The organism is Klebsiella sp. K-Nf6, from assembly GCF_002806655.1.
Taxonomy (GTDB): domain Bacteria; phylum Pseudomonadota; class Gammaproteobacteria; order Enterobacterales; family Enterobacteriaceae; genus Klebsiella; species Klebsiella variicola.
The window spans coordinates 22,300-43,523 of the sequence record NZ_PIBN01000012.1 but is presented as its reverse complement, the minus strand read 5'-3'; the positions used below and the strand labels follow the sequence as shown (position 1 = coordinate 43,523).

20 protein-coding genes are annotated in these 21,224 nt (G+C 53.4%); 12 read left to right on the top strand and 8 right to left on the bottom strand.

The annotated features are described in order from the left end of the window. Positions 1-11: 11 nt before the first annotated feature. Positions 12-1,295, bottom strand: coding sequence for a YeaH/YhbH family protein (locus CWM61_RS19025; RefSeq protein WP_012968476.1), 1,284 nt, complete (start codon positions 1,293-1,295; stop codon positions 12-14). 85 nt (positions 1,296-1,380) lie between these two features. After that, on the bottom strand, positions 1,381-3,315 hold the full coding sequence (yeaG, locus tag CWM61_RS19020) for a protein kinase YeaG (protein ID WP_008807632.1): 1,935 nt from the start codon (positions 3,313-3,315) through the stop codon (positions 1,381-1,383). Positions 3,316-3,731: 416 nt separating this feature from the next. On the opposite strand from yeaG, the gene CWM61_RS19015 reads away from it, so the two are divergent. Both CWM61_RS19015 and CWM61_RS19010 read left to right on the top strand, forming a co-directional pair. Next, entirely contained in the window at positions 3,732-4,478 is a 747-nt protein-coding gene (locus CWM61_RS19015; RefSeq protein ID WP_008807631.1) for a MipA/OmpV family protein, read from the top strand. 94 nt (positions 4,479-4,572) lie between these two features. Next, positions 4,573-5,424, top strand: a complete 852-nt coding sequence (locus CWM61_RS19010; RefSeq protein WP_168432542.1) for an aldo/keto reductase — start codon at positions 4,573-4,575, stop codon at positions 5,422-5,424. 55 nt (positions 5,425-5,479) lie between these two features. On the opposite strand, the gene CWM61_RS19005 is transcribed toward CWM61_RS19010, so the two are convergent. Next, positions 5,480-6,364 carry a D-hexose-6-phosphate mutarotase gene (locus tag CWM61_RS19005; RefSeq protein ID WP_074386233.1) on the bottom strand — a complete coding sequence of 295 codons (885 nt, stop codon included), beginning with the start codon at positions 6,362-6,364 and terminating at the stop codon, positions 5,480-5,482. A gap of 74 nt (positions 6,365-6,438) precedes the next feature. Beyond that, positions 6,439-7,434 (bottom strand): glyceraldehyde-3-phosphate dehydrogenase, encoded by a 996-nt coding sequence (gene gapA, locus CWM61_RS19000; protein ID WP_061154949.1) that lies wholly within the window; start codon positions 7,432-7,434, stop codon positions 6,439-6,441. 337 nt (positions 7,435-7,771) lie between these two features. Here gapA and msrB point away from each other — a divergent pair, with 337 nt between their 5' ends. Beyond that, the gene (msrB, locus tag CWM61_RS18995; RefSeq protein WP_061154948.1) at positions 7,772-8,185 is read left to right on the top strand and encodes a peptide-methionine (R)-S-oxide reductase MsrB; all 414 of its coding nucleotides are present in this window, start codon (positions 7,772-7,774) and stop codon (positions 8,183-8,185) included. A 43-nt stretch (positions 8,186-8,228) separates the two neighbouring features. Next, a complete protein-coding gene (locus CWM61_RS18990; RefSeq protein WP_004203787.1) occupies positions 8,229-8,507 on the top strand; it encodes a YeaC family protein in 279 nt (92 codons plus the stop codon). A gap of 96 nt (positions 8,508-8,603) precedes the next feature. Here CWM61_RS18990 and yajD read toward each other — a convergent pair whose 3' ends face one another. Both yajD and CWM61_RS18980 read right to left on the bottom strand, forming a co-directional pair. Next, positions 8,604-8,948, bottom strand: a complete 345-nt coding sequence (gene yajD, locus CWM61_RS18985) for an HNH nuclease YajD (RefSeq protein ID WP_002901254.1) — start codon at positions 8,946-8,948, stop codon at positions 8,604-8,606. Positions 8,949-9,107: 159 nt separating this feature from the next. Continuing rightward, positions 9,108-10,361 carry a glycoside hydrolase family 18 protein gene (locus CWM61_RS18980; protein ID WP_100631720.1) on the bottom strand — a complete coding sequence of 418 codons (1,254 nt, stop codon included), beginning with the start codon at positions 10,359-10,361 and terminating at the stop codon, positions 9,108-9,110. Positions 10,362-10,688: 327 nt separating this feature from the next. Between CWM61_RS18980 and CWM61_RS18975 the strand changes: the two genes are divergently transcribed. The 8 genes from CWM61_RS18975 (at position 10,689) to CWM61_RS18940 (ending at position 19,434) form a co-directional block, all read left to right on the top strand. Continuing rightward, positions 10,689-11,765 carry a zinc-binding dehydrogenase gene (locus CWM61_RS18975; RefSeq protein WP_002901258.1) on the top strand — a complete coding sequence of 359 codons (1,077 nt, stop codon included), beginning with the start codon at positions 10,689-10,691 and terminating at the stop codon, positions 11,763-11,765. Between the two features lie 27 nt (positions 11,766-11,792). Next, positions 11,793-13,172, top strand: a complete 1,380-nt coding sequence (locus tag CWM61_RS18970) for an MFS transporter (RefSeq protein WP_100631719.1) — start codon at positions 11,793-11,795, stop codon at positions 13,170-13,172. A 17-nt stretch (positions 13,173-13,189) separates the two neighbouring features. Continuing rightward, positions 13,190-14,233, top strand: coding sequence for an NAD(P)-dependent alcohol dehydrogenase (locus CWM61_RS18965; protein ID WP_100631718.1), 1,044 nt, complete (start codon positions 13,190-13,192; stop codon positions 14,231-14,233). 24 nt (positions 14,234-14,257) lie between these two features. After that, a complete protein-coding gene (locus tag CWM61_RS18960) occupies positions 14,258-15,094 on the top strand; it encodes a ketose-bisphosphate aldolase (RefSeq protein ID WP_100631717.1) in 837 nt (278 codons plus the stop codon). A 4-nt stretch (positions 15,095-15,098) separates the two neighbouring features. After that, on the top strand, positions 15,099-16,046 hold the full coding sequence (locus CWM61_RS18955; RefSeq protein ID WP_100631716.1) for a sugar kinase: 948 nt from the start codon (positions 15,099-15,101) through the stop codon (positions 16,044-16,046). Positions 16,047-16,055: 9 nt separating this feature from the next. Further along, complete coding sequence (locus CWM61_RS18950) at positions 16,056-17,039, top strand: aldo/keto reductase (protein WP_100631715.1); 984 nt, start codon at positions 16,056-16,058, stop codon at positions 17,037-17,039. A 137-nt stretch (positions 17,040-17,176) separates the two neighbouring features. Beyond that, positions 17,177-17,935 (top strand): DeoR/GlpR family DNA-binding transcription regulator, encoded by a 759-nt coding sequence (locus CWM61_RS18945; RefSeq protein WP_002901274.1) that lies wholly within the window; start codon positions 17,177-17,179, stop codon positions 17,933-17,935. A 140-nt stretch (positions 17,936-18,075) separates the two neighbouring features. After that, on the top strand, positions 18,076-19,434 hold the full coding sequence (locus tag CWM61_RS18940; RefSeq protein ID WP_100631714.1) for an MFS transporter: 1,359 nt from the start codon (positions 18,076-18,078) through the stop codon (positions 19,432-19,434). Between the two features lie 37 nt (positions 19,435-19,471). On the opposite strand, the gene pncA is transcribed toward CWM61_RS18940, so the two are convergent. Together pncA and ansA are read right to left on the bottom strand one after the other, a co-directional pair. Beyond that, positions 19,472-20,113, bottom strand: a complete 642-nt coding sequence (pncA, locus tag CWM61_RS18935; protein ID WP_082228027.1) for a bifunctional nicotinamidase/pyrazinamidase — start codon at positions 20,111-20,113, stop codon at positions 19,472-19,474. Between the two features lie 9 nt (positions 20,114-20,122). Further along, positions 20,123-21,142 carry an asparaginase gene (gene ansA, locus CWM61_RS18930; RefSeq protein ID WP_061154945.1) on the bottom strand — a complete coding sequence of 340 codons (1,020 nt, stop codon included), beginning with the start codon at positions 21,140-21,142 and terminating at the stop codon, positions 20,123-20,125. Positions 21,143-21,224: the final 82 nt, after the last annotated feature.

Genomic DNA, 21,224 nt, shown 5'->3' with positions numbered 1-21,224 from the left:
TGAGTATTTAATTAAGCTTCACTTTTAGATGACTGCTTGTGAAACAGTTCGCGGAATACCGGGTAGATATCTTCCTGGTCACGAATATGCTGCATGGCGAAATTATCAAAGGTCGCCTGCAGATGTTCATACTCGCGCCACAGGGTTTGATGCGCCCGGCGGGTAATTTCGATGTAGCTGTAATAACGCACCACCGGCAGGATTTTCTTCGCCAGCAGTTCGTGGCACAGCGGGGAGTCATCGGCCCAGTTGTCGCCATCCGACGCCTGGGCGGCGTAGATGTTCCACTGCGCCGGGTCATAACGGGCCTGCACCACTTCATCCATCAGCTTCAGGGCGCTGGAGACGATGGTGCCGCCGGTTTCCTGAGAATAGAAGAATTCGTGTTCATCCACCTCTTTTGCCTGGGTATGGTGGCGGATATAGACCACATCGACGTTTTTATAGGTCCGGCTGAGGAACAGATACAGCAGGATATAAAAGCGCTTGGCCATGTCTTTGGTGGCCTGGTCCATCGAGCCTGAGACGTCCATCAGGCAGAACATCACTGCCTGGCTGGAGGGCTCCGGCCGTTTTTCGTAATTTTTGTAGCGTAAGTCAAAGGTGTCGATAAACGGCACCCGTTCAATTTTGGCGCGCAGCTCGGCAATCTCTTTGCGCAGGCGCTCCTCCTCCAGCAGCTGCACCGGTTCGCTGCGGCTGATGGTCTCCAGATCCTCCTCCAGGGCGCGCAGTTCACGGCGCTTGCCGGCGGTCATCGCCGTACGGCGGGCCAGCGAGTTCTGCAGCGAACGCACCACGCTGATGTTGGCTGGCACCCCATTCGAGGTAAAGCCCGCGCGATGGGTTTTAAACTCGTTCAACTGCCGGTGCTGATTCTTCTTCAGGTTCGGCAGGGCGAGATCTTCAAATAACAGATCCAGGTACTCATCTTTTGAAATCTGGAAGACAAACTCATCCTTCCCTTCGCCGTCGGCGCTGGCTTGCCCCTGACCGCCACCACCGCCGCCGCCACCGCCCTGCGGGCGCTCAATCCGGTCGTTTTGCACAAAATGATCGTTGCCCGGGTGGACGCGGTTGCGCAGGCCGCCGCGACCCTGATGAAACATCGGCTCGTTGATATCGTCCGTCGGGATCGAGACGGATTCTCCGCTCTCAATATCGGTGACCGAGCGCTTGTTGATAGCCTCGGAAATCGACTGTTTAATCTGCGCCTTATAACGGCGCAAAAAGCGCTGGCGATTGACGGCGCTTTTGTTTTTCCCGTTCAGGCGTCGGTCTATGAACCAGGTCATATGCCCTCCTGTACTGCATTAGCCAACTTTGCTTATCATCATTCAGCTGCAGTTGACCCGGCGGCGTGCCGCCGGGCTTGACGCATCAGGACGATTTACGAACCCGCAGGTACCACTCGCAGAGCAGGCGAACCTGTTTGCGGGTGTAGCCTTTTTCCATCATGCGGTCGACAAAGTCGTCGTGTTTTTTCTGCTCATCGGTTGATGTTTTGGCATTAAACGAAATGACCGGCAACAGCTCCTCGGTATTAGAGAACATTTTCTTCTCGATAACCGTGCGCAGTTTCTCGTAGCTGGTCCAGTTCGGATTACGTCCGCTGTTGTTGGCTCTGGCGCGCAGCACAAAGTTGACGATTTCGTTACGGAAGTCTTTCGGGTTGCTGATCCCGGCCGGCTTCTCAATTTTCTCCAGCTCCGCATTCAACGACTCACGGTCAAACAGCTGCCCGGTGTCCGGATCGCGATACTCCTGATCCTGGATCCAGAAGTCGGCGTAGGTGACATAGCGATCGAAAATGTTCTGCCCGTACTCGGAGTAGGATTCCAGGTAAGCGGTCTGGATCTCTTTGCCGATAAACTCGGCGTATTTCGGGATCAGATAGCCTTTGAGGAACTCCAGGTAGCGCTCGGCGTTCTCCTGTGGGAACTGTTCGCGCTCAATCTGCTGCTCCAGGACATAGAACAGATGCACCGGGTTGGCGGCCACCTCGACATGGTCGAAGTTAAACACCCGTGACAGGATCTTAAAGGCAAAACGGGTGGAGAGCCCGTTCATCCCTTCATCCACCCCGGCGTAATCGCGATACTCCTGATAGGATTTCGCTTTCGGGTCGGTATCTTTCAGGCTTTCGCCATCATAGACCCGCATTTTCGAGTAGATGCTTGAGTTTTCCGGCTCTTTCAGGCGCGACAGAATCGAGAAGCGCGCCAACGTTTCCAGGGTGCCCGGGGCGCACGGCGCGTGGGTCAGCTCGCTGCTGTTGAGCAATTTTTCATAGATGCGGATCTCTTCGGAGATACGCAGGCAATAAGGCACCTTGACGATATAGACGCGGTCGAGGAAGGCCTCATTGTTCTTGTTATTACGGAAGGTCACCCATTCCGATTCGTTGGAGTGGGCGAGGATTATCCCGTTAAACGGCAGGGCAGAGATCCCTTCGGTCCCGTTGTAGTTCCCTTCCTGGGTGGCGGTCAGCAGCGGATGTAGCACCTTAATCGGCGCTTTAAACATCTCGACGAATTCCATAATCCCCTGGTTGGCACGGCACAACGCACCGGAGTAGCCATAAGCGTCCGGGTCGTTTTGCGCATAGTGTTCCAGTTTACGGATATCCACTTTACCCACCAGCGCCGAAATATCCTGGTTGTTTTCATCACCGGGTTCGGTTTTGGCGATGGCGACCTGCTCGAGAATCGATGGCCAGACTTTGACCACGCGGAATTTCGTGATATCGCCGCCAAACTCGTGCAGGCGCTTGGCCGCCCACGGCGACATGATGGTGCCGAGGTAGCGGGTGGGCACGCCATACTCTTTCTGAAGGATCTGGGCATCCTCCTGCGGATTAAACAGGCACAGCGGGTGATCGTTGACCGGGCTACGCTCGCCGTTGGCGCTCAGCACATAGATGGGCACGCGCTGCATCAACGCTTTCAGCCGTTCAGCCAGCGACGATTTACCACCGCCCACCGGCCCCAGCAGATAGAGGATCTGTTTCTTCTCTTCCAGCCCCTGGGCGGCATGCTTGAGATAGGAAACGATCTGCTCAATGGCGTCTTCCATACCGTAAAACTCTTCAAAGGCCGGATAGCGTGCGATGACCCGGTTTGAAAAGAGACGGGATAGCCGCGGCTCGAGAGCCGTATCAACCATGACGGGTTCACCAATGGCCATCAACAGACGTTCTGCCGCATTGGCATAGGCACTGCGATCTTGCCGGCAGATGGTAAGAAACTCCTGCAGTGTGAACTCTTCGTCCTTGGCAGCTTCATAGCGCTGGCGATAGTGATCGAATATATTCATGGCATGCCGTCCTTTCGTTTTTTAGCACAGGTTGAGAGCCGTTCATATGAGTAGTGGGGGCCCCCGGAAGACATAAGCTGAACGTCGCTCTCCAGATATCCAGCAACCCTTATGCCAGGTTGCGGGTGGAGTAGCGTGAATGTGCCCTGCAATTACACCTTCTAAATTTAAGCGTAGATGCATTTAGAAATCTTGCATGCCGCAGAAAATCAATTTCAATGACATATCAATAACTCATCCTGAAAATGACGCTTTTTGACACGCCAGGACGCGAAGCTGTCACCGGGCTGTCACCTCATGGTAAGAGAAGGGTGGGAAAGTGAACGATTTGTGTCATGTCGGGTAAAGAATTTGAGGCATGAGGCCTACGACGGTAAACTGCACGGGCTGATAATTTGACAACGGGAATATGGATTGTGACTAAAATCAAACTTCTGGCACTCGGCGTGCTGATTGCGACGTCCGCCAGCGCGGCGCATGCCGACGGGAAGTTCACTCTTGGGGCTGGCGTAGGCATCGTCGAGCATCCGTATAAGCAGTATGATGCGGATGTCTACCCGGTGCCGGTCATTAGTTATGAGAGCGATAACTTCTGGTTCCACGGTCTGGGCGGGGGCTACTACCTGTGGAATGACACCAACGATAAGCTGTCAATAACGGCCTACTGGTCGCCGATGTACTTCAAGCCGGGCGACAGCGACAGCGCGCAAATGCGTCAACTGGACAAACGTAAATCGACCGTGATGGCCGGTCTGTCTTATGTCCACAACACGCCCTATGGCTTCCTGCGCACGACGATTGCAGGCGATACGCTGGATAACAGTAATGGTATCAACTGGGATCTCGCCTGGCTGTACCGCTACACCAACGGTAACCTGACGCTGACGCCGGGCATTGGCGTGGAGTGGAACAGCGACAATCAGAACGAATACTACTATGGTGTCTCGCAGCATGAGTCCCGTCGCAGCGGCATGCGCAGCTACGATCCGGACAGCAGCTGGAACCCGTATCTGGAGCTGTCGGCTAACTATCGGTTCCTCGGCGACTGGAGCGTATACGGTATTGCGCGCTACACCCGCTTGTCGGATGAAATTACCGACAGCCCGATGGTGGACAAATCCTGGAGCGGCCTGATCTCAACCGGGATCACCTACACCTTCTGATTGTGCATCATTACAGTGCGCTTTATGCATCAAAACAGGGCTTCACGCCCTGTTTTGCTTTATGGTGGTGCAGAAAGCTAAAGAGGAGGAGACGGTGAAAAAAACAGTACGCTTTGGCGAGCAGGCGGCGGTTCCGGCCATCGGGCTGGGCACGTGGTATATGGGCGAAAACGCGGCGCAGCGTCCGCAGGAAGTGGCTGCACTGCGTGCGGGCATCGATCATGGACTGACCGTGATCGACACGGCGGAAATGTACGCCGACGGTGGGGCGGAAGAGGTAGTAGGGCAGGCGATCCGCGGCCTGCGCGACCGCGTGGTGCTGGTGTCTAAAGTCTATCCCTGGCACGCCGGCGGAACGGCGATGCGTCGCGCCTGTGAGGATAGCCTGCGCCGGTTGCAGACCGACTATCTCGATATGTATCTCCTGCACTGGCGCGGGGATATCCCGCTGCAGGAGACGGTTGAGGCGATGGAGAGGCTGGTGGCCGAGGGCAAGATCCGCCGCTGGGGCGTCTCTAATCTGGACACCGATGATATGCAGGCGCTGTGGCGGACGGCGGGTGGCGAACGCTGCGCGACTAACCAGGTACTCTATCATCTCGCATCGCGGGGCATTGAATACGATCTCTTGCCCTGGTGCCAGCAGCACACTCTGCCGGTGATGGCCTACTGCCCGCTGGCGCAGGCGGGGCGCTTACGCGATGGACTTTTTCAGCATAGCGATATCATTAATATGGCTAACGCGCGGGGGGTGACAGTCGCGCAGCTGCTGCTCGCCTGGGTGATTCGTCATCCCGGAGTGCTGGCGATCCCGAAAGCGGCCAGTATTGAGCATGTGGTGCAGAATGCAGCCGCGCTCGATATCGTCCTCAGTGCGGAGGAGCTCGCGCAGCTGGATCGCCTCTATCCGCCACCGCAGCGAAAAGCCCGGCTGGATATGGTTTAATCAGCGCCTCAGCCAGCGAAGAAAAAAGCCCCGTCTGAAACGGGGCTTTTTGCTGTTAGCGTTTTTTCAGGCTGATGGTCTGCGCCAGGCGAGAGGGGGTCTCTTCGCTGGCTTTCTGCGGCTGGGTCACGCAGCAGGTTTCGACGCAAACGAAGGTTTTGTAACCATCGTCCGGCATGTCGCCCATGCTGACGGACAGCGCCGGGCCCGGGTTCCAGGCCACCACGTTGTGCTGATGATGGTGCACGACGTCGATAGTGCGATTAAGCGCATCGTCATGGATCACGCTGCAGCTGTCGGCGTTGAGATAGACGCGGTCGGTGCGGTCCGGGAAGGTCTGCACGCCATTGCTCAGGACGCCTTCTTCGGCATTCTTCACTTTATCGATATAGCGCTCGCCAAGACCGCTCACTTTCACCGCCGCGATATCGCCGACGTTGAAGTAGGTATGCAGGGCAGAGGTGGTCTCGAATTCACCGTGGGCTTCCAGCTCGATTTCGCAGGTCTTGCCCAGCTTAAAGCGGGCATAGAGGGTGAATTCGTGCGGCCAGAGCTTCATGGTTTCGGCGCTGTGCTGGAGCGCAAAGGTCAACATGACGCCGCTGTCGTCTTCGTCATGACCTTCCAGGGTCCATGGCAGATTGCGGGCAAAGCCGTGCGACGGCAGACCCTGCTGCGAAGAAGGACCAAACCAGGGCCAGCAAATCGGCACGCCGCCGCGCAGGGCGACGCCCTGTTTAAACGGGGTGTTGTTGCTCAGCCACAGGACTTCTTCTTCACCGGCGGGTTTCCAGGAGAGCAGGTGCGCCCCCTGCAGCGCCACAGAGGCTTTCACCTGCGGATGGTCGATGACAATCAGCTCCAGGTCGTCCAGCTGGCGACGGGAGATCACGGGAGAAATGGTTTCATTCACCGGGAGAGCAAAAATTTTATTTATCATTGTGCAATCCTATCTCTGCAGACAAAAAAAAGAGCGACCGAAGTCGCTCTTACAGATTACTTTTTCATCTCAACTTATTTGGAGATGTGAGCAATCAGGTCCAGAACTTTGTTGGAGTAGCCAGTTTCGTTGTCGTACCAGGAAACCAGTTTCACGAAGTTGTCGTTCAGTGCGATACCTGCTTTAGCATCGAACACGGAAGTGCAAATTTCGCCGTTGAAGTCGGTAGAAACAACGTCGTCTTCGGTGTAACCCAGAACGCCTTTCATTGCGCCTTCAGAAGCGGCTTTGATGGCTTTCTTGATTTCTTCGTAGGACGCTGCTTTTTCCAGACGAACGGTCAGGTCAACAACGGATACGTTCGGAGTCGGAACGCGGAACGCCATACCGGTCAGTTTGCCGTTCAGTTCTGGCAGTACTTTACCTACTGCTTTAGCAGCACCGGTAGAGGACGGGATGATGTTCTGAGCTGCGCCGCGGCCGCCGCGCCAGTCTTTGTGAGACGGGCCATCAACGGTTTTCTGAGTAGCGGTGGTAGCGTGGACGGTGGTCATCAGGCCTTCAACGATACCGAAGTTGTCGTTGATAACTTTAGCCAGCGGTGCCAGGCAGTTGGTGGTGCAGGAAGCGTTGGAAACGATGTCCTGGCCAGCGTAAGTTTCGAAGTTAGCGCCGCGAACGAACATCGGAGTGTTGTCTTTGGACGGGCCAGTCAGAACGACTTTTTTCGCGCCAGCGGTGATGTGTTTACGAGCGGTTTCGTCGGTCAGGAAGATACCGGTTGCTTCAGCAACAACGTCAACACCAACTTCGTCCCACTTCAGGTTAGCCGGGTCACGTTCAGCGGTAACACGGATTTTTTTACCGTTAACGACCAGATGACCGTCTTTCACTTCAACGGTACCGTCGAAACGACCGTGAGTGGAGTCATACTTCAGCATGTAAGCCATGTACTCTGCGTCTAACAGGTCGTTGATTGCAACGATCTCGATGTCAGAACGTTTCTGAGCAGCACGGAAAACAATGCGACCGATACGGCCAAAACCGTTGATACCTACTTTGATAGTCATATATTCCACCAGCTATTTGTTAGTGAATAAAAGGTTGCCTGTAAAATTACAAAAACCTTACGCAGCGTCAAGCGGAATCGTGTCAATCATTGCGACAAATCAATCCTGAGCAGACCTTGCGCGATTGATTTGCCTCACTCTCCCTTTGAGCCCAATTCCATATGGGGGCTGCGCGCGGAATTTTAAAGGGCATTTAAGATAAAAACGTGATTTAAGTCACAATTATCTGGCTGCCTGTTGGCACCGCATAAGTTTAGAACAAAAGTGCACGCTTCATTGTTAATGTTTTGTTAGAATTGGAGCGAAAGTTGTCCATTGCAAAGCGAGATATAAGCCCATGGCGAATAAACCCTCCCCGGAAGAGCTGAAAAACGGCTTAAGCGAAATGCAGTTTTACGTGACGCAACATCATGGCACGGAACCGCCTTTTACCGGACAGTTGCTGCACAACAAGAAGAATGGCGTGTATCACTGCCTGGTGTGCGATGCGCCGCTGTTTAACTCCCAAACCAAGTACGACTCCGGTTGCGGCTGGCCGAGCTTCTACGAACCGGTGAGCGAAGAGGCCATTCGCTACCTGACCGACAACTCGCACGGCATGCAGCGCATTGAGATCCGTTGCGGAAATTGTGATGCCCATCTCGGCCACGTGTTTCCGGATGGCCCGCAGCCGACCGGCGAGCGCTATTGTGTGAATTCGGCGTCGCTGAGCTTCACTGATGAGCAGAATGGCGAGCAGATTAAGGGTTGAAGAAACGATTCAGCAAATTATTCCAAGCGGAGTGGAGCGGAAGATGGATATTGAGCAAATTATCGACAGTATGACGCCGGAAGTTTACCAGCGTCTGGCGACGGCGGTGGAGCTGGGAAAATGGCCGGATGGCGTGGCGCTGACGCCGGAGCAAAAGGAAAATAGCCTGCAGCTGGTGATGCTGTGGCAGGCCCGGTATAACACCGACGCCCAGCACATGACCATCGACACCCGCGGGCAGATGGTGATGAAGAGCAAACAGCAACTGAAGGAAGATTTCGGCATCGTGCCGAAGCCGATCGCCACCGTTAAGCTGCAATAAACCGCCAGCCGGCGGCGCGTGGTTCCGGCGTCGGGGTCACCCCGCGCCGGACGGCGTCAGCGTGAACGACCGCGCGCAGCGGCCGAACCGGTCTGCTTACTTTTTGTTCATCATCGCTTTCAGATCGGCAAACGGATTGTAGGTAGCCTCGCCGACGCTCTTTTGCGCATCTTCGCCCGCCACCACCGTGGAGCCATACTGATCGGCTTCGGTGTACTTGGAATGTTCGTGATCGTGACAGTACAGGCACAACATCTCCCAGTTGCTACCATCTTCCGGGTTATTGGAGTGGTCGTGATCGATGTGGTGCACCGTCAGTTCGCGTAGATTTGAATAGACAAACTCCCGCGAGCAGCGTCCGCACACCCAGGGAAAAAGCTTGAGCGCCTTTTCGCGGTAACCCACTTCCAGACGCGCGTAATTTTTGGGGATATAGGCCATGGCCCCCTGCCTCCTGTCAAACGGTTAAGCTGCGCCAGCGCGTGGCGCAGCGGATAACAGGCATCATAACCTATCCCGGGCGGCGCGATATACCTGCATTGCAGGCGATGTTGCCTGCGTCACGCAGCCCGAGGGGGGGATGGGGTGGAACCGTCGCGGTTAGTGTTTGATCCCCAGCGATTCCGCCAGCTGACGGGCCAGCTGATTCTGGTCATCGGCGCCATATTCCCAGAACATGGCCCCGGCCAGGCCCTTCGCCTTGATATAGTCCGCCTTAATGGCCACCGAGCGCGGGTTCTCATACGACAGGGCGAACAGCGGCTTGCCCTCCGCCGACTGCACTGACAGCCACGGAACCTTCGCTTCATCGTCCCAGTGCTCGGTAAAACGCTTCTGCGGATCGTTGAGCAGTTTGCTCACGATATCGTTGTATTTCACGTAGGTGTCTTTGCTCAGGTCATAGCCCAGCGAGGCAAACAGCGCGATCTGTTGTGGCCCAAAATAGGGTTGGGTGACCGGATTGTTTTGCGCATCCGCTTTCGTCCAGTCAATCCCCGGCTCGACAGCCCGTTTCGGTACCCGGCCATAAAAACCAATCCCGAGGTTCATCTGGCTGGGTTTAAGCCCGGCGGCCAGGTAATTGTTGACCACAAAATCGGCGCTGTATTTATCAGCCGCGGCGACCGTCGGCCAGTGGCGGGAGTCATACAGGTTCGAGTTGAAGTACTGCGTGCCGTAGGCCATGTCGTAGGTCATCAGGTTGATGTAGTCGAGCGATGGCGCAATCGCTTTAACGTCCACCCAGCTTTTCGGGCTTTCTGCGTTAGCCCCCACGGCAATAGTCACCAGTTTCTTCGTACCAAACGCTGCGCGCAGCTCTTTTAACAGCGCGGTAAAGTTATCGCGATCGGCCGGTTGACTGGCAACCAGCCCCCAGGCGCCGTTGACCGGAAACTCCCAGTCGAGGTCAATCCCATCCAGACCATATTTTTCAACTATTTCCTGCGCAGACTGAATAAACACCTTCCGGGTTTCTTTGCTTGCCGCCGCGCCGGAGAATCCGCGCGCCCCCCAGCCGCCGACCGACAGCAGGACCTTGAGGTCCGGGTTCTGTTTACGCAGGGCCGGGAGCTTTTGCAGATCCGCCTGCACCTTCGGCGACAGCCAGATCTCGTGCAGATGAGCAGGATCCTTCAGGGCCGCATTGGTCTCGTCTTTTTCATCGTTATAGATAAGACCAAACGAGTAGTTGAGATGGGTGATCTGCCGGACGTCCAGCTTATCGATATCGCCGCCCGGCCCGGCAGTGACGTCGCCGCCGCCGTTGAAATAGCCGACGGACATCAGGGGTTGGGCAGAGAGCGCAGAAGCGCAAAGCAGGGGCAAGGCTGCCAGCAAGGGCAAACGTTTCATGGTGGTTCCTCTTTGACATATAAAAATAACCACGCCACGGAAATGGCGTGGCGAAAAAACAGCCTTGCCAGACTACCAGCAATAACCTGTTGAAACTGCGAGAGAGTTCAATTTATGGACGATAGCGAGGCGGCAGAAGGCATCCTTTAGTGGTCAGTCATTGTCATTCCTTCATTTTCTCATAATGAAATTTGCTGTATTTGTGATCTGAGTTGTGAAATGCAGATCTATATCTGCGTTTTAAAGATTTAATGTTGACCTTGAAGATTGCGTGGTTAAGTATGACGACCATTGAAGCAAAACCACAAATCAACAAAGGAAGACGCAATGAAAGCACTGGCAAGATTTGGTAAGGCCTTTGGCGGCTATAAGATGATTGATGTACCGGAGCCGATTTGCGGCCCGGATGACATCGTGATTGAAATCAAAGCGGCGGCTATCTGCGGCGCTGACATGAAGCATTACAATGTTGATAGCGGTTCGGATCAATTTAACTCCATCCGCGGCCATGAATTTGCCGGACAAATTGTCCGCATCGGCGACAAAGTCAAGGACTGGAAAGTCGGTCAGCGGGTGGTTTCTGACAACAGTGGGCACGTGTGCGGTGTATGTCCGGCCTGTGAACAAGGTGATTTTCTGTGTTGTACAGAAAAAGTTAATTTAGGACTTGATAACAACACCTGGGGGGGCGGATTTTCGAAATATTGCCTGGTGCCAGGTGAGATTCTCAAAATTCACCGCCATGCACTGTGGGAGATCCCGCAGGGCGTTGATTATGAAGAAGCCGCGGTGCTGGATCCTATCTGTAACGCTTACAAATCTATTGCTCAACAATCCAAATTTCTACCTGGCCAGGACGTCGTGGTTTTCGGTACCGGTCCATTAGGGCTCTTTTCCGTGCAAATGGCGCGCATCATGGGGGCCGTGAACATCGTCATGGTCGGACTGGAAGAGGATGTCGCGGTACGCTTCCCTATTGCCAAAGAGCTGGGGGCGACAGCGGTCGTCAACGGTTCGACCGAAGATGTGGTCACGCGTTGCCAGGAAATCTGCGGTAAAGACAACCTGGGCCTGGTTATCGAATGCTCCGGCGCTAATATTGCCCTCAAACAATCTATCGAAATGCTGCGCCCCAACGGGGAAGTGGTTCGCGTGGGCATGGGTTTCAAACCTCTTGATTTCTCCATCAACGACATTACCGCGTGGAACAAAAGCATCATTGGTCATATGGCCTACGACTCCACCTCCTGGCGTAATGCTATCCGCTTGCTGGCCAGCGGCGCGATCAAAGTCAAACCGATGATCACTCACCGTATCGGCCTGTCGCAATGGCGCGAAGGGTTTGACGCTATGGTCGATAAAACCGCGATTAAGGTCATCATGACCTACGACTTTGATGAATAAGCCCATTTATTAAAGGAAGGTTCCCGGATGGAACATATAGCAAAACCGCATTGTGGCGCGAGGCTGGATCGACTGCCAGATTGTCGCTGGCATTCGTCAATGTTTGCCATAGTCGCCTTCGGATTACTGGTCTGCTGGAGTAATGCCGTAGGCGGATTAATTCTCGCGCAGTTAAAAGAACTTGGCTGGACCGATAATTCCACTACCGCTACGTTTTCCGCCATTACGACTGCGGGAATGTTTCTCGGCGCGCTCGGTGGTGGGATCATTGGCGATAAAATCGGGCGTAAAAACGCATTTATTCTGTATGAAGCGATTCATATTATTGCCATGGTCGTTGGGGCGTTTTCACCGAATATGACCTTCCTGATCGCCTGCCGTTTTGTCATGGGGGTTGGATTAGGGGCGCTGCTGGTGACCCTGTTTGCCGGGTTCACCGAATATATGCCTGGCAGGAATCGCGGCACCTGGTCAAGCCGGGTCTCGTTTATCGGCAACTGGTCTTATCCGCTCTGTTCGCTCATCGCGATGGGATTGACGCCGTTAATCAGCGCAGAATGGAACTGGCGAGTACAGTTATTGATCCCGGCCGTACTGTCGCTAATGGCGACTATTATTGCCTGGCGTCGTTTCCCGGAGTCGCCTCGTTGGCTTGAGTCCCGCGGGCGCTACGCCGAAGCTGAAAAGGTGATGCGTGCCATTGAAGAAGGGGTTGTTCTGCAGACCGGCAAGCCGCTACCGCCTGTGGTAATTGAAGATGACGGCAAAGCCCCGCGCGCAGTTCCTTATTCGGCCTTATTAACAGGTGTGTTGCTGAAACGCGTTATTTTAGGTTCCTTTGTCCTGATCGCCATGAACGTTGTCCAGTACACCTTAATTAACTGGCTGCCGACGATATTTATGACCCAGGGCATTAATCTTAAAGACTCGATTGTCTTAAACACGATGAGTATGTTTGGCGCGCCGTTTGGGATTTTTATCGCCATGCTGGTCATGGATAAAATACCCAGAAAAACTATGGGGGTGGGGCTGTTGGTATTAATTGCAGGGCTGGGATATATCTATTCTCTGCAAACCAGCATGCTATTAATTACGTTAATTGGCTTCTTTCTGATTACGTTTGTGTATATGTACGTTTGCTACGCCTCGGCAGTCTATGTTCCGGAAATATGGCCGACAGAAGCGAAACTTCGTGGTTCTGGTCTGGCAAATGCGGTAGGGCGTATCAGCGGTATCGCCGCGCCTTATGCGGTCGCGGTATTGCTTAACGGTTATGGGGTGACAGGGGTGTTTGTCCTGCTGGGGGCAGTCTCCATTATTGTCGCTGTCGCCATTGCTACGATCGGAATTGAAACTAAAGGTGTCTCTGTCGAAAGTCTCGGTATTGATGCAGTTACCAGCAAATAATATTGACGGGAAATAAAATGAAAAACTCAAAAGCGATATTAAAAAACCCGGGTACGATGAAAATTATTGCCGCCGATATCCCGGTACCCAAAGAGCATGAAGTGCTGATCAAAATTGAATACGTTGGTATTTGCGGTTCAGATGTTCACGGGTTTGAATCGGGCCCTTTTATTCCGCCGAAAGATCCAAACCAGGAAATTGGTCTCGGGCATGAATGTGCCGGTACGGTGGTGGCGGTGGGAAGTCGCGTCAGTAAATTTAAACCGGGCGACCGGGTGAACATTGAACCCGGCGTACCGTGCGGCCATTGCCGCTACTGTCTGGAGGGGAAATACAACATCTGCCCTGATGTCGACTTTATGGCCACGCAGCCTAACTATCGCGGCGCGCTAACCCACTATCTGTGCCATCCGGAAAGCTTCACTTACAAGCTGCCCGATAACATGGGCACCATGGAAGGTGCGCTGGTAGAGCCTGCGGCGGTAGGGATGCATGCCGCAATGCTGGCTGACGTGAAGCCGGGCAAGAAAATCGTCATTCTGGGGGCCGGCTGTATTGGTTTAATGACTCTGCAAGCCTGTAAGTGTTTAGGGGCAACCGACATCGCCGTTGTCGATGTTCTGGAAAAGCGTCTGGCCATGGCCGGGAAGCTTGGGGCGACGACCGTCATCAACGGTGCGAAAGAGGACACCGTCGCCCGCTGTCAGCAGTTCTCCGGCGATATCGGGGCAGACATTGTTTTTGAAACGGCCGGCTCGGCGATCACCGTGAAGCAGGCTCCGTATCTGGTGATGCGCGGCGGGAAAATCATGATTGTTGGTACGGTTCCCGGAGACTCGGCGATTAATTTTCTCAAAATTAACCGTGAAGTCTCAATTCAGACCGTTTTCCGCTATGCCAACCGCTATCCGGTCACCATTGAAGCCATTTCCTCCGGGCGTTTCGATGTCAGGTCGATGGTGACGCATATTTATGATTATGAAGATGTTCAGCGCGCGTTTGACGAGTCCGTTAACAACAAACGCGAAATTATCAAAGGCGTTATTAAAGTTAACCATTAATGTATTGAAAAGGGAGAAACGACCATGCTGGCAGATATTAAATATTGGGAAAACGATGCCCAGAATAAACATTACGCGATTGCCCACTTTAACGTGTGGAATGCGGAAATGTTAATGGGGGTCATTGATGCGGCAGAAGAGTCTAAATCGCCGGTAATTATCTCTTTCGGTACCGGTTTTGTGGGTAATACCTCGTTTGAAGATTTTTCGCATATGATGGTATCGATGGCTAAAAAAGCCTCTATACCGGTTATTACCCATTGGGATCACGGGCGTAGCATGGAGATTATCCACAACGCCTGGGTCCATGGTATGAATTCGCTGATGCGCGATGCCTCCGCCTTTGATTTCGAAGAAAATATTCGCCTGACCAAAGAAGCGGTAGACTTCTTCCATCCGTTGGGTATTCCGGTTGAAGCGGAGTTAGGCCACGTGGGGAATGAAACGGTTTATGAAGAAGCGTTGGCGGGCTACCACTATACCGACCCGAGCCAGGCGGCGGAGTTCGTCGAACGTACTGGCTGCGATTCTTTGGCGGTGGCAATTGGTAACCAGCATGGGGTTTATACCTCAGAACCCAAACTAAATTTTGAGGTGGTTAAACGCGTACGCGAGGCGGTATCCGTTCCGCTGGTGCTGCACGGCGCGTCCGGTATTAGCGATGCGGATATCAAAAAAGCTATTTCATTAGGCATTTCGAAAATCAATATCCATACCGAACTGTGTCAGGCGGCAATGGCGGCGGTGCAGGAGAATCAGAATCAGCCTTTCCTGCACGTTGAGCGCGAGGTCCGCAAAGCGGTTAAAGCGCGCGCTCTGGAGAAAATCAAACTGTTTGGCTCTGACGGTAAAGCGGAATGACAATATGGAGAATATCGAGGTTATTTGTATCGGGGCAGCTATTGTTGATATTCCCCTTCAACCAGTGAGTAAAAATATCTTTGATGTTGACTCTTACCCATTAGAACGCATTGCCATGACCACGGGAGGGGATGCGATTAATGAAGCGACAATTATTTCTCGTCTCGGTCATCGCACGGCGTTAATTAGCCGAGTGGGCGATGACGCGCCAGGAAATTTTATTGTCGAACACTGTCGGCGGGAGAATATTGATATTCAGAGCCTGAAGCAGGATGCCGATATTGATACTTCCATTAATGTGGGTTTAGTCACCGCCGATGGTGAACGCACTTTTGTCACCAATCGCAACGGCAGCCTGTGGAAACTAAATATTAACGATGTTGATTTAGACCGCTTCTCGCAGGCAAAGGTACTGTCGCTGGCGAGTATTTTTAATAGCCCGCTGCTCGATGGCAAAGCGTTAACGGAGATTTTTACGCAGGCGAAAGCGCATCGGTTAATTATTTGCGCCGATATGATTAAGCCCCGCCTTAACGAAACGCTGGAAGATATTCGCCATGCGCTGAGCTACGTGGATTATCTGTTTCCCAACTTTGAAGAGGCGAGACTTCTCACCGGGAAAGAGACGCTGGATGAAATTGCCGACAGCTTCCTCGGCTGCGGCGTGAAAACGGTAGTGATCAAGACCGGCAAGAGAGGCTGCTTTATCAAGCGTGCCGATATGAAAATGGAGGTCCCTGCGGTGTCGGGAATTACCGCCATCGACACCATCGGCGCGGGGGATAATTTTGCCTCGGGATTTATCTCCGCGCTGCTTGAAGGCAAGCCGCTGCGCGAGTGCGCGCTGTTTGCTAACGCAACGGCCGCAATATCGGTACTGAGCGTGGGCGCCACAACGGGCGTGAAAAACAGAAAGCTGGTTGAACAACTTCTCGACGAATACGAAGGGTAATAGCGGCAGATGAAAATGATTCCTTTAGGCAGTACGGATATTAAACTTTCCCGCATGGGATTAGGGACATGGGCTATTGGCGGCGGTCCGGCATGGAACGGCGATCTCGATTTGCAGGTTTGCATCGATACCATTGTCGAGGCGCATCGCTGCGGCATTAATCTGATTGATACCGCGCCGGGATACAACTTTGGCAACAGTGAAATGATTGTCGGGCAGGCGCTGAAAAAGCTGCCGCGTAACGATATCGTTGTCGAAACCAAATGTGGCATCGTCTGGGAGCGGACGGGCAGCCTGTTTAACAAAGTTGGCGATCGTCAGCTGTACAAAAATCTCAAGCCTGAGTCGATTCGCGAAGAGGTGGAAGCCAGCCTGCAAAGGCTGGGTATCGACACCATTGATATCTATATGACCCACTGGCAGTCCGTAGAGCCCTGCTTTACGCCGATTGCGGAAACCGTAGACACGCTGAACGCACTGAAAAAAGAGGGGAAAATTCGTTCTATCGGTGCGGCGAACGTCGATGCCGGGCATATCAGGGAGTATCTCAAACACGGTGAGCTGGATATCATCCAGGCCAAGTACAGCATCCTTGACCGGGCGCTGGAAGGTGAACTGCTGCCGTTATGCCAGCAGAATGGCATCATTGTGCAGGTCTATTCACCGCTTGAGCAGGGGCTGTTGACTGGCACTATCGGCCGGGATTATGTTCCCGGCGGCGCGCGGGCTAACAAAGTCTGGTTCCAGCGGGAAAATATGCTGCGGGTGATTGATATGCTCGAGCAATGGCGGCCGCTGTGTGCAAAATACCACTGCACGATCCCCGCGCTGGCGCTGGCGTGGATTTTAAAGCAGAGCGACTTAATCACCTTGCTGAGTGGCGCAACGTCACCAGAGCAAGTTCGCGAGAATATTGATGCATTAACTATCGCCTTGACTGATGAGGATTCACTATTAATGCGTGAAATGGCAGTAGCGCTGGATACGAAGTAACGGGAGAACGGCCTGGCCTCTGTTTCTGTGTAATGGAGTATTAAAATCTGTGATTCAGACAGGTTCTTTTGAAAATAAACATAGCCTGTGAGATACTACGGTCTTATTATTACGTTGCAGGAAACAGAGGTGTTATCGTGGCGGCAAAAGACAGGATTCAGGCCATCAAGCAAATGGTGGCTAATGATAAGAAAGTGGTGGTTTCTCATTTAAGCTCAATTTTTCAGGTCACGGAGGAAACTATTCGCCGCGATCTTGAAAAGCTCGAAGATGAGGGTTTTCTGACCCGTACGTATGGCGGTGCGGTATTAAACACCACCGCATTATCCGATAACATTCATTTTTATAAACGCGCAAAGTCTTTCTTTGAAGAGAAGCAGACCATTGCCCGTAATGCATTACCATTTATTAAGAATAAAACCACTATGGCTGCTGATTCCAGCAGTACGGCGATGGAGTTATTAAAACTGCTGAAGGAAAGAAACGATCTCACTCTGTTAACCAACTCGGCGGAAGCTTTTCACGAACTGGCGCAGTCGGAAATTAACGTTGTATCTACCGGCGGTGAGCTGAATAAAAATACGCTGTCGCTGCAGGGAAGAATTACTAAGGAAATTATCAGTCGTTATCACGTTGATATTATGGTAATGAGCTGTAAAGGGCTGGATATGAAGAACGGAGCGCTTGACTCAAACGAAGCAGAAGCAGAAATCAAGAAAACGATGATTCGCCAGGCGACGGAAGTGGCACTGTTGGTCGATCACTCTAAGTTCGATCGTAAAGCTTTTGTCCAGTTGGTGGATTTTAGCCATATTAATTACCTTATAACCAATAAGGCGCCAGGTGCGGAATGGATAGCATTTTGTAAAGAGAATAATATACAACTTGTTTATTAACTTTATTGCTATTCAGATTAATATTATTTTAGTTTGCACCTGGGTAATGCCATAAAATTTAATGATGATGGATGGCGCGGCAAAATTTACTCTGCCGCGGTCGCCATGTTTTATATTTTAGCTGAAATTGAGGCATCCAGATGGAACAATGTGACCCTATCGGCGCAAGATTAGACCGCTTACCTTTATCGCGATTTCATTTTCGTATTTTTGGCATCATCAGTTTTAGTTTATTAATCACCGGTTTTCTCAGCTATTCTGGCAACGTGGTGCTGGCAAAGTTAGTCAGCAACGGCTGGTCAAATAATTACCTCAATGCGGCATTTACCTCAGCGCTGATGTTTGGCTATTTTATAGGTTCGCTAACAGGCGGTTTTATAGGCGATTATCTCGGGCGACGTAAGGCATTTCGCCTGAATTTGCTGATCGTCGGGATTTCGGCCTGTGCGGCAACCTTTGTGCCCAACATGTACTGGCTTATCTTTTGCCGCTGTCTGATGGGCTGCGGAATGGGGGCGTTAATAATGATAGGTTATGCTTCATTTACCGAGTTTATTCCACCCGCAGTGCGCGGAAAATGGTCCGCCCGGCTCTCTTTTGTCGGTAACTGGTCGCCCATGCTATCGGCGGCAATTGGCATAGTGGTGATTGCTTTTTTAAGCTGGCGGATAATGTTTCTGCTCGGCGGCGCGGCTATGCTGCTTGCCTGGTATCTGTCAGGAAGATATTTTATTGAGTCTCCGCGCTGGCTGGCGGGTAAAGGGCAGCGAAGCGCGGCTGAGAAGCATCTCCAGCAGGTAGAGTCGCAAATCGAGAAAGAGAAAAACATCATCTTACCGGCCTGGCAAAGCGCGGAACATAGGGCGGAGGTGGGGGTGGAAAGCGGCTCTTTCTGGTTGTTGTTTAAAGGCCACATGCTGCGGCGAACGCTGGTGGCAATTACGGTGCTCATCGCGATGAACATTTCGCTCTATACCATTACGGTGTGGATCCCGACAATTTTTGTTAATTCGGGGATCGACGTGACAAAGTCAATCTTGATGACCGCGATTATTATGATTGGCGCGCCGGTGGGTATATTTATTGCCGCGCTGATTATCGACCGTTTTCCGCGGCGATTGTTTGGCTCATCGTTGCTGATTATTATTGCGGTTCTCGGCTACTTCTATTCGATTCAAACCGCAGAGTGGGCCATCTTAAGCTATGGCCTGGTGATGATTTTTTTCCTGTACATGTACGTCTGCTTTGCCTCGGCGGTGTACGTGCCTGAGTTGTGGCCAACGCATCTCCGGTTGCGCGGTTCAGGCTTTGTCAACGCGGTAGGGCGGATTGTCGCCGTCTTTACCCCCTACGGTGTCGCGGTCCTGTTGACCCGCTACGGGGCGATTACGGTTTTTATGGTGCTCGGGGTAATGCTGGTGTTCTGCGCGCTAATCCTGTTCTGCTTTGGCATCGAAACGCGCAAGATTTCGCTGGAGGAGATTTCAACGCTGGCCTGAGAAAAGCGCCGACAGGGAGAATGCCTGTCGGCACAGATTACGCGTGGGTTTCCCGCCAGTCATCGAGGGTATACAGCGTGGCGCCCGCGGCGGCCATCTCCATAAACGCCTGGCTGCTGTCCTGCGGCTGCAGGTTAACGCCGCGACAACCGTCGATGATGACATTGACCGTATAGCCCAGCGCCAGGGCATCCAGCACGGTGAATTTGACGCAGTAATCGGTGGCGAGGCCGAGCACGGTCAGTTCCACGATACCCTGGCCGCGCAGCCAGCCGTCCAGTTCAGTTTTCTGCCGGTGACCGTTGTCAAAAAAAGCGCTGTAGCTGTCAATGACCCGGTTTTGCCCTTTGTGGAACACGGCGTTGATCGCCTGCTGTTTGAGCAGCGGATGCAGCGCCGCGCCTTCGCTGTGCTGCACGCAGTGATCCGGCCAGAAGGTCTGCGCCAGGCCGTCGAGTTCGCCCTGGGTGTAGGGGGCCACCTGGTGCTGGCTGGCAAAGCTGCCATGATCCGCCGGGTGCCAGTCCTGGCTGGCGACGATGGGCTCGCCGCGCGCCAGGCTCCAGTCGATAAGCGCATTAGCCACCTCGACGGTACTGTCGCCTTCAGGAACCGCCAGCGCGCCGCCGGCGCAAAAGTCGTTTTGCAAATCAACCAGTAACAGCGCTCGATGTGCCATACGTCCTCCTTAAGCCTCGTCGGGGGTGAGTTCGCCACGCAGATTTTGCTGCATCGCCGCGCGAATGGCGTCAACATCCAGCTGCTGGCTAAGCAGATAGTGTAGCTTGGTCAGCGTCGCTTCCACCGTCATATCGAAACCACTGATGACCCCCGCCTGGGCGAGGGCGTTGCCGGTAGCATAGCCGCCCATGTTCACTTTCCCGGACATGCACTGCGTCAGATTGACCACCACAATACCGCGCTGGCTGGCTTCCGCCAGCACCTGAATAAACTCGCCATTCTGTGGGGCATTGCCGACGCCATAGGAGCGGAGGATCAGCGCTTTCACCGGCTGGCGCAGGAAATTGCGCACCACGTCGGCGGAGATGCCGGGGTAAATCGTCACCACTCCAATCGGCTGCGGGGTGATGGGGTGCACGATAAGCTCCCCGCTGCCCTGCGGCGCCGGCGGGGTACCGAGACGGCGAATATGGATCCCGGCTTCCAGCAGCGGCGCGAGGTTTGGCGAGGCGAAAGCGTCGAAGCCGTCGGCATGGGCTTTAGTGGTGCGGTTGCCGCGAAACAGTCGATTGTTGAAGAACAGCGCCACTTCGTTAATCGGATAGTTGGCGGCGACGTAGAGGGCGTTGAGCAGGTTAATCTGACCATCAGAACGCAGCTCGGCCAGCGGGATTTGTGACCCTGTCACAATGACCGGCTTGCCAAGGTTTTCCAGCATGAACGACAGCGCCGAAGCGGTAAACGCCATGGTGTCGGTACCATGGAGGATCACAAAGCCATCATACTCATCGTAATGGCTGCGGATATCGTCGGCGATGTGCTGCCAGTCCTCAGGGGTCATATCGGATGAATCCATCAGCGGATGGTATTCATGGATCGTGAAGTCCGGCATCTCCGGACGATGGAACTCAGGCATCAGCGCCAGCTGACGCTGCAGATGGCCGGAAACGGGTACATAGCCGTGTTCAGAGCGCTGCATACCGATGGTCCCACCGGTGTAGGCAACGTAAATCGATTTTTTTTGCATAGCATCGCTTAGGTTGGTCGTAGACAGGCGCAGTATAAAGAGACGCAGGAAAAAATACAGTGTTGGCCGCTCGCTTTGTGGC

Coding starts and splice junctions, on each gene's coding strand:
- CWM61_RS19025 (WP_012968476.1), bottom strand. CDS start 1,295: ATGACCTGGTTCATAGACCGACGCCTGAACGGGAAAAACAAAAGCGCC.
- yeaG (WP_008807632.1), bottom strand. CDS start 3,315: ATGAATATATTCGATCACTATCGCCAGCGCTATGAAGCTGCCAAGGAC.
- CWM61_RS19005 (WP_074386233.1), bottom strand. CDS start 6,364: ATGATAAATAAAATTTTTGCTCTCCCGGTGAATGAAACCATTTCTCCC.
- gapA (WP_061154949.1), bottom strand. CDS start 7,434: ATGACTATCAAAGTAGGTATCAACGGTTTTGGCCGTATCGGTCGCATT.
- msrB (WP_061154948.1), top strand. CDS start 7,772: ATGGCGAATAAACCCTCCCCGGAAGAGCTGAAAAACGGCTTAAGCGAA.
- CWM61_RS18990 (WP_004203787.1), top strand. CDS start 8,229: ATGGATATTGAGCAAATTATCGACAGTATGACGCCGGAAGTTTACCAG.
- yajD (WP_002901254.1), bottom strand. CDS start 8,948: ATGGCCTATATCCCCAAAAATTACGCGCGTCTGGAAGTGGGTTACCGC.
- CWM61_RS18980 (WP_100631720.1), bottom strand. CDS start 10,361: ATGAAACGTTTGCCCTTGCTGGCAGCCTTGCCCCTGCTTTGCGCTTCT.
- CWM61_RS18975 (WP_002901258.1), top strand. CDS start 10,689: ATGAAAGCACTGGCAAGATTTGGTAAGGCCTTTGGCGGCTATAAGATG.
- CWM61_RS18970 (WP_100631719.1), top strand. CDS start 11,793: ATGGAACATATAGCAAAACCGCATTGTGGCGCGAGGCTGGATCGACTG.
- CWM61_RS18965 (WP_100631718.1), top strand. CDS start 13,190: ATGAAAAACTCAAAAGCGATATTAAAAAACCCGGGTACGATGAAAATT.
- CWM61_RS18960 (WP_100631717.1), top strand. CDS start 14,258: ATGCTGGCAGATATTAAATATTGGGAAAACGATGCCCAGAATAAACAT.
- CWM61_RS18955 (WP_100631716.1), top strand. CDS start 15,099: ATGGAGAATATCGAGGTTATTTGTATCGGGGCAGCTATTGTTGATATT.
- CWM61_RS18950 (WP_100631715.1), top strand. CDS start 16,056: ATGAAAATGATTCCTTTAGGCAGTACGGATATTAAACTTTCCCGCATG.
- CWM61_RS18940 (WP_100631714.1), top strand. CDS start 18,076: ATGGAACAATGTGACCCTATCGGCGCAAGATTAGACCGCTTACCTTTA.
- pncA (WP_082228027.1), bottom strand. CDS start 20,113: ATGGCACATCGAGCGCTGTTACTGGTTGATTTGCAAAACGACTTTTGC.
- ansA (WP_061154945.1), bottom strand. CDS start 21,142: ATGCAAAAAAAATCGATTTACGTTGCCTACACCGGTGGGACCATCGGT.